General features: G+C 42.3%; 3 protein-coding genes. All 3 read right to left on the reverse strand.

All coding sequences use genetic code 11. From position 1 onward, the window contains the following. Positions 1-966 (reverse strand): ATP-binding protein (locus BUA56_RS22465; protein ID WP_158641036.1); only part of this gene is annotated, 966 nt, incomplete at its 3' end. Further along, entirely contained in the window at positions 956-1,240 is a 285-nt protein-coding gene (locus BUA56_RS22470) for a hypothetical protein (RefSeq protein WP_072854975.1), read from the reverse strand. The genes BUA56_RS22470 and BUA56_RS22465, both read right to left, overlap by 11 nt. Before the next feature lie 126 nt (positions 1,241-1,366). Further along, positions 1,367-1,549 carry a DUF6906 family protein gene (locus tag BUA56_RS22475; protein WP_072854976.1) on the reverse strand — a complete coding sequence of 61 codons (183 nt, stop codon included), beginning with the start codon at positions 1,547-1,549 and terminating at the stop codon, positions 1,367-1,369. Between the last annotated feature and the right edge of the window lie 105 nt (positions 1,550-1,654).

The raw sequence follows: 1,654 nt of genomic DNA on the forward strand, positions 1-1,654 counted from the left end.
CTGTTCACACTGCTGCTTGTCCAGTTCCGCCATCTTGAAGGCATTCTGGGAATCCCGTAGCTTCTGCTGTAACTCCATCAGTTCCCGATTAATCCGACTTTTCTGCTCCACCAACCCGGTATTCACCTGTCGAACATATTCATTCAAATCCATTTTCTTCTGGAGAATCTCATCTGACTGTCTCTGCCACTGTTCGTACTGAGCGTTGGTATCGTCCATCTGAGATTCCAGCTCCGCAATCTGCTCTTTGATGGCATTAGCCCGCACTTCCAATTCTGCTGTGTCAACATCCACAATCTGCTTGCTGATCTCATCAATTCTGGCAGGCAGCTCAACCTGTTTCTTTTTGTAGGCAGACAGAGCCTTCTTGGCTTTGGCAGTCAGTTCTTCGGCGGAAAATTGAGCCAAATCAAGCTCCTGAAATTCTGGGTTCGCCGCCAAAACATCCGCATCCGTTACCTCGCTCACCAATTTCAGCAGAATATCCCTCTGTTCCTGCCATTTCAGCGCCGTGAACGCCGCCGGGCTAGTAATCAGCTTAAATACCTTTTCATCCACCAGGGATGTGATATAGGCATTGTAGTCTTTCTCTTTCTTGGGGATGTCGTTAATTTCAAACTCATTGATATTCCCAGCAAGTTCCTTTTCCTGTTTGCCACGGGGCTTGACCCATTTCTGTTTCTGGACTTTCTGAAGTTTCTTTTCTTCTCCATCAACATCCAGGACCGCCACCACCTTAATTTCGATATTATCTATCTGGTTGCCATCCTCATCCAGCGGACGCACCTGGAATTTGGAATCGCCAGCGCTGTTTTTATCAAAGAGCAACCACATGAACGCATCAACAATGGTTGTTTTACCCGAAGCATTCTGACCGTAAATTTTCGTGGTATTACCAAAAATAATATTTTGAACCCGGCATCCTTTGAAATTCTCAATATGTAAAGATTTGATATTAATTATCATGGGTGGATTCCTCCTGTTCCGGTGCGTTCATATATTCCTGTTTCACCTCAATGGTGGCTTCAAAAATTTTTTTAACGCTGTTAGGCATGATATTAAATCGGATATTTTCTCCCTTTACCGGAACCTCAAACATAAGCGCACTCTTTTTGGTGATCCCGCGGTATGTACCACAAAGACTTCGATCAGAAAGGATAATCACATAGTCTGTTCCTTCCACCATTCTCTTACCATCTGTTGTAGTAGCTTCTACCGTTGTAATTTTATTTAAAATCATTCGCTTATTACCTCCATATTTTCTTCTCAATTAATAGATACGTTTCTCTTCCAATTTCCGCAAAAAAATGTTAATATAAAAATGGAATAAATTTCTGAGTCCTGTTTGCTTTGGTCGGCGCAGGACTTATTTTTGTGGTTTGTCAAGAATTTTAATCTCCCTCATATCTCCAGCTGGCTTATTCTCCACTAAGTGAAGGTAAAAATCATCTTCGAATACAACTCTCCATTGCTTCGGATCCAGATTATTTTTTAATATAAGCTTTTTCTGTGCCAATGATGGCTTTTTACCTTGTTTGATTTTTCTCACTCCTTTCTCGCAGGTCCTTCCTTCTTGCTAACTTTGTAACCCGCCTCAGGTCTATCCATGTCAGGCTGATTACAAAAACTACGTACCATACCACCGGTATGATCA

Source organism: Lactonifactor longoviformis DSM 17459 (assembly GCF_900129135.1).
In the GTDB taxonomy this organism is placed as follows: Bacteria; Bacillota; Clostridia; order Lachnospirales; family Lachnospiraceae; genus Lactonifactor; species Lactonifactor longoviformis.

What these genes read in the sequence shown, in the direction of transcription:
- BUA56_RS22470 (WP_072854975.1), bottom strand. Translation starts at nt 1,240, where the DNA reads ATGATTTTAAATAAAATTACAACGGTAGAAGCTACTACAACAGATGGT.